Source organism: Burkholderiales bacterium (genome assembly GCA_013695435.1).
GTDB lineage: Bacteria > Pseudomonadota > Gammaproteobacteria > Burkholderiales > JACMKV01 > JACMKV01.
Map to the genome: position 1 here is coordinate 1 of JACDAM010000159.1, position 6,937 is coordinate 6,937.

Annotated in this window: 8 protein-coding genes and 1 pseudogene; 6 read left to right on the top strand and 3 right to left on the bottom strand. The window is 62.3% G+C overall.

Annotated features, from left to right (window positions below; all coding sequences use genetic code 11):
• Positions 1 to 224, bottom strand: a 224-nt coding sequence (gene sucC, locus H0V78_08265; protein ID MBA2351773.1) for a succinate--CoA ligase subunit beta, incomplete at its 3' end; no start/stop codon positions are given.
• A gap of 136 nt (positions 225 to 360) precedes the next feature.
• Here sucC and msrB point away from each other — a divergent pair.
• On the top strand, positions 361 to 927 hold the full coding sequence (gene msrB, locus H0V78_08270) for a peptide-methionine (R)-S-oxide reductase MsrB (GenBank protein ID MBA2351774.1): 567 nt from the start codon (positions 361 to 363) through the stop codon (positions 925 to 927).
• Between the two features lie 216 nt (positions 928 to 1,143).
• A complete protein-coding gene (locus tag H0V78_08275) occupies positions 1,144 to 2,451 on the top strand; it encodes an MFS transporter (GenBank protein ID MBA2351775.1) in 1,308 nt (435 codons plus the stop codon).
• Positions 2,452 to 2,468: 17 nt separating this feature from the next.
• Here H0V78_08275 and H0V78_08280 read toward each other — a convergent pair whose 3' ends face one another.
• Positions 2,469 to 3,281, bottom strand: a complete 813-nt coding sequence (locus H0V78_08280) for a capsular biosynthesis protein (GenBank protein ID MBA2351776.1) — start codon at positions 3,279 to 3,281, stop codon at positions 2,469 to 2,471.
• Between the two features lie 48 nt (positions 3,282 to 3,329).
• Between H0V78_08280 and H0V78_08285 the strand changes: the two genes are divergently transcribed.
• From H0V78_08285 to H0V78_08300, 4 genes and pseudogenes are all read left to right on the top strand, one after another.
• The gene (locus tag H0V78_08285) at positions 3,330 to 4,637 is read left to right on the top strand and encodes an iron-containing alcohol dehydrogenase (GenBank protein MBA2351777.1); all 1,308 of its coding nucleotides are present in this window, start codon (positions 3,330 to 3,332) and stop codon (positions 4,635 to 4,637) included.
• Complete coding sequence (locus H0V78_08290) at positions 4,637 to 6,301, top strand: acyl-CoA dehydrogenase family protein (GenBank protein ID MBA2351778.1); 1,665 nt, start codon at positions 4,637 to 4,639, stop codon at positions 6,299 to 6,301. The genes H0V78_08285 and H0V78_08290 overlap by 1 nt, the downstream gene beginning before the upstream one ends.
• Positions 6,291 to 6,508, top strand: a pseudogene (locus tag H0V78_08295) (BrnT family toxin). Before H0V78_08290 ends, H0V78_08295 begins: the two are co-directional and overlap by 11 nt.
• A gap of 110 nt (positions 6,509 to 6,618) precedes the next feature.
• Positions 6,619 to 6,798, top strand: coding sequence for a hypothetical protein (locus H0V78_08300; protein ID MBA2351779.1), 180 nt, complete (start codon positions 6,619 to 6,621; stop codon positions 6,796 to 6,798).
• Positions 6,799 to 6,818: 20 nt separating this feature from the next.
• On the opposite strand, the gene H0V78_08305 is transcribed toward H0V78_08300, so the two are convergent.
• Positions 6,819 to 6,937, bottom strand: a 119-nt coding sequence (locus tag H0V78_08305; GenBank protein MBA2351780.1) for an aldehyde dehydrogenase family protein, incomplete at its 5' end; no start/stop codon positions are given.

Here is a 6,937-nt window from a genome sequence, read left to right on the forward strand (position 1 = left end):
CGTTGCGCGTGTTGCTCGACTTCGGTCAACGAGCGGGCAAGCTTGACGCCGCCGCCTTTGCCGCGGCCGCCGGCATGAATTTGCGCTTTGACGATCCAGAGGGCGCCGCCCAGTTTTTTCGCAGCAGCGACCGCTTCATCCACGCTGAAACACGCGATGCCGCGCTGTGTCGCAACGCCGTATCGTTCGAGGATTTCCTTGGCCTGGTATTCGTGAATTTTCACTGCGCGTGGATTTTATTCGGCGGACGGGGATAGCGCGTTTGGCATGGACGGCAGCAGCAATTATAGCGGGAAGCCGTCGAATCGGGAATTTGCCGGTCTGGCCATGGTCTGATCGCCATCAATCAAGGGAGGAACTATGACGCGACGCGAATTATTGCAGGCACTGGTTGGAATCGGCGGACTCGGCATTCTACAAGCCGGGAAAGCGTTTGGGGCGCAACCGGCGACGGCGACGACAGTTGCCGAATTGCAGAGCAACTGGAAAATGCTGCTGGTGGAAGGCGCCAAGGTGCCGTCGGCATCCGAGCCGCTCGAGCTTTCCAAAGAAGAATGGCAGAAGCGGCTCAGCAAGACTCAATTCGACGTGCTGCGCAAGGAAGGAACCGAGCGGGCCGGCAGCAGCCCGCTGAACGCCGAAAAGCGCGACGGCATTTTCGCCTGCGCCGGCTGCGACCTGCCCTTGTTTACGTCCGCCATGAAGTTCGAAAGCGGCACCGGCTGGCCAAGCTTCTTCACGACCATCCCCGGCGCATTCGCGACCAGCAAGGATTTCAGAATGATCTGGCCGCGCACCGAATACCACTGCGCGCGCTGCGGCGGCCATCACGGCCACGTGTTCGACGACGGTCCGCCGCCAACCGGACAACGCTGGTGCAATAACGGCGTCGCGCTGAAGTTCCTGCCGAAGAACGCGCGCGCCTGACGCCGATGAGCGGATGAGTCGGCGCGTAGCGAGCGCCTACTCGCCGGTGATTTGCCGGCAGGCGTGTTATCAGTCACGCCTGCCCATCAGTGGTCAGAATCCCTGATTCAGTTGTCATTTCGGCGCAAGTAAAGCCTCTGGATTTTCCGATGGCGCCTGCGCTGTCGTCGAATCCCTTTGCGCCATTTCGGCTGAACAGAAGAATTGTGAGCGCGTTTGTCTAATCCGGATTTCCCGTCGGCGTTGCGCGCGCTCAAACATCGCAATTTTCGCCTGTTCTTCGGCGGCCAACTGGTATCGCTGACCGGCACCTGGATGCAGTCGATCGCCCAGGCGTGGCTCGTCTATCGGCTGACCGATTCGGCGATATTGCTCGGCCTGGTTGGCTTCCTTGGGCAAATCCCGGTATTTCTGCTCGCCCCGCTCGGTGGGACGATGGCCGATCGCCACGATCGCCGCCGCATCCTGATCGCGACGCAAAGCATCGCCATGCTGCTGGCCCTGACCCTGGCACTCTTGGCGCTGACCGCAAGCGTGCAGGTCTGGCACGTCTTCGTCCTTGCGGCCATGCTCGGCCTGGTGAACGCCTTCGATATTCCGGCGCGCCAGGCTTTCGTCGTCGATATGGTCGGCCGGAGCGACCTGATGAACGCGATCGCCCTGAATTCCTCGATGTTCAACGGTGCGCGCGTCGTCGGGCCGGCGGTGGCCGGCGCGTTGGTCGCCGTGGTCGGCGAAGGCTGGTGCTTTTTCATCAACGGCGTCAGCTACCTTGCCGTTCTCGCGAGCCTTTTGTCCATGCGGATCGAATCACGCGTGCGGGTTCCGCTGCCGGGTTCGGTACTCGCGAATATCGCCGAAGGATTTGGCTTTGTCTGGCGCACCAAGCCGATTCGCGCCTTACTGATGTTGCTGGGTTTGGTCAGCCTGATGGGCATGCCGTATGCGGTGCTGATGCCGATTTTCGCCGATCGCGTTCTCGGTGGCGGCGCGCGCGAACTCGGCCTCCTGATGGGCGCATCCGGAATCGGCGCGCTGGCTGGCGCACTCACGCTGGCGACGCGTCGCAACCTGCGCGGTCTCGGCCGCTGGGTTGCGTTTTCCTCCGCCGGTTTCGGCCTCAGCCTGATTCTGTTTTCGCTGTCGCGCACTTTCTGGCTTTCGGCCGCGCTGCTGGCGCCGGTCGGCTTTTGCATGCTGGTGCAAATGGCGTCGTCCAACACGCTGATCCAGGCCATGGTCCCGGATAATTTACGCGGCCGCGTAATGGCGGTTTACTCGATGATGTTCATGGGCATGGCGCCGATCGGCGCGCTCTTTGCCGGCACGCTGGCAACCTACATAGGCGCGCCAGCCACGGTCGCAATCGGCGGCGCGGTCTGCATCGCCGGCGCCATCGCGTTCGGCATGCATCTGCCCGCGCTGCGGGATGAGGCGCGCCAGATCGTCATTGCGCTGCAGGCGGCAGGCGGCACGCCCGTCGACGAAATGACCGGAGGCGCGAGCGTGATCGCGCCGAAGTGAACCGCAGAATCAGGCCATCACACCCCGGCGCAGCCCCAAATCCTTCCCGGATTCACTTCGGTCAGCAACGTCGCCAGCGCATCGCCATAACGCTGCTGAACCATCGCCCGCGCTTCGGCGAGAACCGGCGGACGGTGTTCAAGATTATGGGCATCCGTGGCGACTACACAAACCCATCCGGCCGCGAGCACTTGCTCTGCTGTAGCCTGTATCGCTTCGCCGAACATGCCGCACACGGATGCCGCCGTAATTTGCAGCAAACATCCTTCCTTGACGAAGGGCTCGATTTTGCGCCAATCGCGCATCACGTCCTTATTGCGCTCCGGATGGGCAATCATAGGCAGTATCCCTCTTGCGCGGAGATAGCCGACCGCATTGATCGCGCCCGCCGGAATCTGCCCTGGCGGAAATTCCAGCAGAACAACCTTGTTGCCTTCCCAATCGCCGATAAACGGCAGTTCGTTTTCGGCCAGTAATTCGAGCGATTCCGCAGACAGGCGGACTTCCCCGCCCAGACGCGTGACGAGCGGCACCTGAGCGCTTTGCAAAAGATTTCGAAACGCCGCAAAACGGGGCGTCAAAGATGACAGCGTATTTTCGTAACGACCGGGATGCACGTGGGGGGTCAGCACCGCATGGGTAATGCCGTTGGCGACTGAAGCGCGGGCCAGCGCCAGCGCTTCTGCGGCGTTTTGGGCGCCGTCGTCCACCGCGGAAAGATAATGGCAATGCAAGTCGATCATGACACGGGGGCTGATGCGCCTTGGCAGAAATACGGCATCGAGAATACCATTGGACGCATGCTGCGCCTTCTGTCTGTCGGAGAGCAAGTCGACCGAGGCTTCAAGGTTCGAAGTCTCAATGCGCTGAAATAAACTGTGTCCTGCTGCCATTATTACTCGCCGACCGCGACCGGCGATTACGCCTTCTCGATCGATGCCAGCAGCATAACGTTCGGCGCCGGCTGCCTCGCCGAGGTTGGCGATCAGGCGCGCTGTCTGGGTTTGAAGCGCGTTGCGCTTTTTACCGACGAGACGCTGGCCGCGCTCGAGCCGGTCAGGATCACTGCCGATTCCTTGCGCGCTGCCGGCGTCGACGTCGTGATTTACGACGCCGTCAGAGTCGAGCCGACCGACCAGTCGTTTCTCGCCGCCGCGCGCTTCGCGATGGAGGGCAAATTCGATGGCTTCGTATCGGTCGGCGGCGGTTCGGTCATCGATACCTGCAAAGCCGCGAATCTGTATGCGACGCATCCAGCCGATTTCCTGGCTTATGTGAATGCGCCTGTCGGCGAAGGTCGCGCGATTCCCGGTCCGCTGCGTCCACACATCGCCTGCCCGACGACGTGCGGCACCGGCGCTGAATGCACCGGCATTGCGGTGTTCGATCTCGTCGCGGTCAAAGCCAAAACGGGAATCGCGTCGCGCCGCCTGCGACCGACGCTGGCGCTGATCGATCCGGAATGTGCGCGCAGTTTGCCGGCCAGCGTCGTCGCCGCGAGCGGTTTCGATGTGTTGAGCCACGCGCTCGAATCCTACACCGCGTTGCCGTATACGCAGCGGCAGCGTCCCGAGCGCGCGAGCTTGCGACCGATGAGCCAAGGCGCGAATCCGTGGAGCGACAGCGGTTGTCTCGAAGCCTTGCGGCTGGTCGGCGCCAACCTTGAACGGGCGGTGCGCGACGCCGCTGATTTCGAAGCGCGCAGCGCCATGATGTATGCGGCGACCCTGGCCGGTATCGCGTTCGGCAACGCCGGCGTGCACGTGCCGCACGGCATGTCGTACGCGGTCGCCGGGCTCGCGCGTGATTTTTGTCCGCCCGGCTATCCGCAGGGCGCGCCGCTGGTGCCGCACGGCATGTCGGTGATCGTCAATTCGCCGGCGGTATTTCGCTTTACCGCGCCGGCGTGTCCCGAGCGGCATTTGCACGGCGCGCAAGTCCTGGGCGCCGATGTGCGCGACGCGCTGCCCGAAGACAGCGGCGAAATCCTCGCCGGCCATCTGATCAAGCTGATGCGCGCAACGCAGATGCCGAATGGCTTGAGCGGCATTGGCTACCGCGCACAGGACATCGAGCCGTTGAGCGCAGGCGCCTGGCTGCAGCAGCGCCTGCTGAAAAACGCGCCGCGCGCGATCAGCCGCGACGATCTGAAAACGCTGTTCGGCAAGGCCACGGCTTACTGGTGATGTCGTTCATCCAACAACCCCCGCGGCTCGGCAATCAATACTCCGAAGACCGCGTGCTGCGTTCGTATCTGCGCCGCGCGCTTCCCGCTGACATGCTGCGCGAAATCGAATCAGCGCTGATCGAACTGGGCGGGCTGAGTGGCGGCGAACTGTACCGCGTGCAATTGGCCGACCGTTTGAACGAGCCGGTGCTGACGCAGTGGGACGCGTGGGGGAAGCGCATCGACCACATCGAGCTCACACAGTTGTGGCGCCGGGCCCAGGAAATCGCCGCGCAATTCGGCATCGTCGCGGTTGCGTATGAGCGCGCGCACGGCGAACATTCGCGCATCCACCAATTCGCGCTCGCTTACCTGTTCGCGCCTTCGACCGACGTGTACGCGTGTCCGCTGGCGATGACCGACGGCGCCGCGCGCGCATTGCTCGCTTCCGCCAATCAAAGCCTGATCGAGCGCGCCGTGCCGCATCTGACGTCGCGCGATCCGGCGCAATTCTGGACCAGCGGACAGTGGATGACGGAGAACATCGGCGGGTCCGACTTAGGCATGAGCGAAACAGAAGCGCGCCGTGATGAGCAAGGCTTGTGGCGTTTGCACGGCCGCAAATGGTTTACCTCGGCCGCGACTTCGCAAATGGCCCTGACGCTCGCGCGGCCGATGGGAAACCCGGATGGCGCGCGCGGGCTGGCGTTGTTTTACGTCGAGCCGCGCGATGCCGAATGCCGTTTGCAAAACATCGAAATCCAGCGCCTCAAGGACAAACTGGGCACGCGCAAGGTGCCGACCGCCGAGCTGCTGTTGACAGGAACACCGGCGCTTCCGGTAGCGGGCTTGAGCGATGGCGTGCGCGCGATCGCGCCTATGCTGAATCTGACGCGGACCTGGAACGCGGTCAGCGCGGTCGCGACCATGCGGCGCGGCCTTGCACTCGCGCGCGATTATGCGAAAAAGCGCATCGCGTTCGGCTCGCCACTCGCGCGGAAGCCTTTACACCTCGATACACTCGCCTGCCTGCAAGCCGAATTCGAGGCGGCGTTTCATCTGACGTTTCATGTCGTCGAACTCATCGGCCGCGATGAAGCGGGTGTGCTCAGTCCATCGGGCAAGAATCTGCTGCGTCTGTTGACCCCTATCGTCAAGCTCACAACCGCGCAGCAGGCGGTCGCTGCGACGAGCGAAATCCTCGAAGCCTTCGGCGGCGCGGGATATATCGAAGACACCGGTTTGCCGCTGCTGCTGCGCGACGCGCAGGTTTTCAGTATCTGGGAGGGAACGACCAATGTGCTGGCGCTCGATGCGCTGCGCGTGGCGAACGCCGAAACATTAAGCGCGCTCAAGGCCCGGGTGGCCGAGTGCGCGAAAACCAATGACGTGCGCCTGATCGAACCTGGGCGGCACGCAATCCAGGCGCTGGACAAGGCTGCAGCGTGGTTCGACCGCAACGCCGCAACGTCCGCGCTCGAAGCCGGCGCGCGCCGCTTTGCGCTGACCCTGGGGCGCAGCTATGCGCTGGCGCTGATGGTGCGCCACGCGCAGTGGTCGCTCGATCACGAGCACGATGCGCGCGCCGCAATCGCAGCGCAGCGCTTTCGTCAGGGCGGCGTCGATTTGACAACCACCGAGGACATCGAGGCGTCGCGGGCGCTGGCGATGGATGAGGAATAACGACCAGCGCCTTGAGACTAGCCTTTTTTGCGCATGCGACGAAGGCGGTAAACTTCGCGCATGCGCTTCACTTTGGGATATCAACCAAGCGGCGTCAAATCTCGCGAAACACGGAGTGTCGTTCCTGGAAGCTGTAAGCGTTTTCGGCGATGAGTTTGCCAGCACATCGCCGATCCCGCTCACTCGATTGGCGAAGCGCGTTTCTGACTCTCGGCATGTCTTTCCTCAGGCCAATTACTGCTATCGCTCATACTGAGGAAGAAGACACGGTGCGTATCATCAGCGCACGGCTCGCGACAAGCGCGAAAGATCGAACTATGAAACCTAAATTCAAACCACCGCCAGATGAGATGCGCTCCGAATATGATTTTTCAGGCGGTGTTCGGGGTAAATACTTTCATCGCTTCATGCAAAGTTCCAACGTGGTTGTCCTGGAGCCCGATGCCGCAACGGCCTTTCCCAATGCCCAAGCAGTGAGTGCGAAAAGTAAAGAGTAAGCGCCAGGCTTCCACGGTTTCTATTTAATCCACACCGTCTTGATATTCGTGAACTCTCGTATGCCGTGGTACGACAGCTCGCGTCCGAAGCCGGAAGCTTTCACGCCGCCGAACGGTAGCCGCGGATCGGATTTCACCA

Excerpts from the sequence above, each read along its gene's own strand:
- H0V78_08290 (MBA2351778.1), top strand. The coding sequence starts at position 4,637 with ATGTCGTTCATCCAACAACCCCCGCGGCTCGGCAATCAATACTCCGAA.
- msrB (MBA2351774.1), top strand. The coding sequence starts at position 361 with ATGACGCGACGCGAATTATTGCAGGCACTGGTTGGAATCGGCGGACTC.
- H0V78_08300 (MBA2351779.1), top strand. The coding sequence starts at position 6,619 with ATGAAACCTAAATTCAAACCACCGCCAGATGAGATGCGCTCCGAATAT.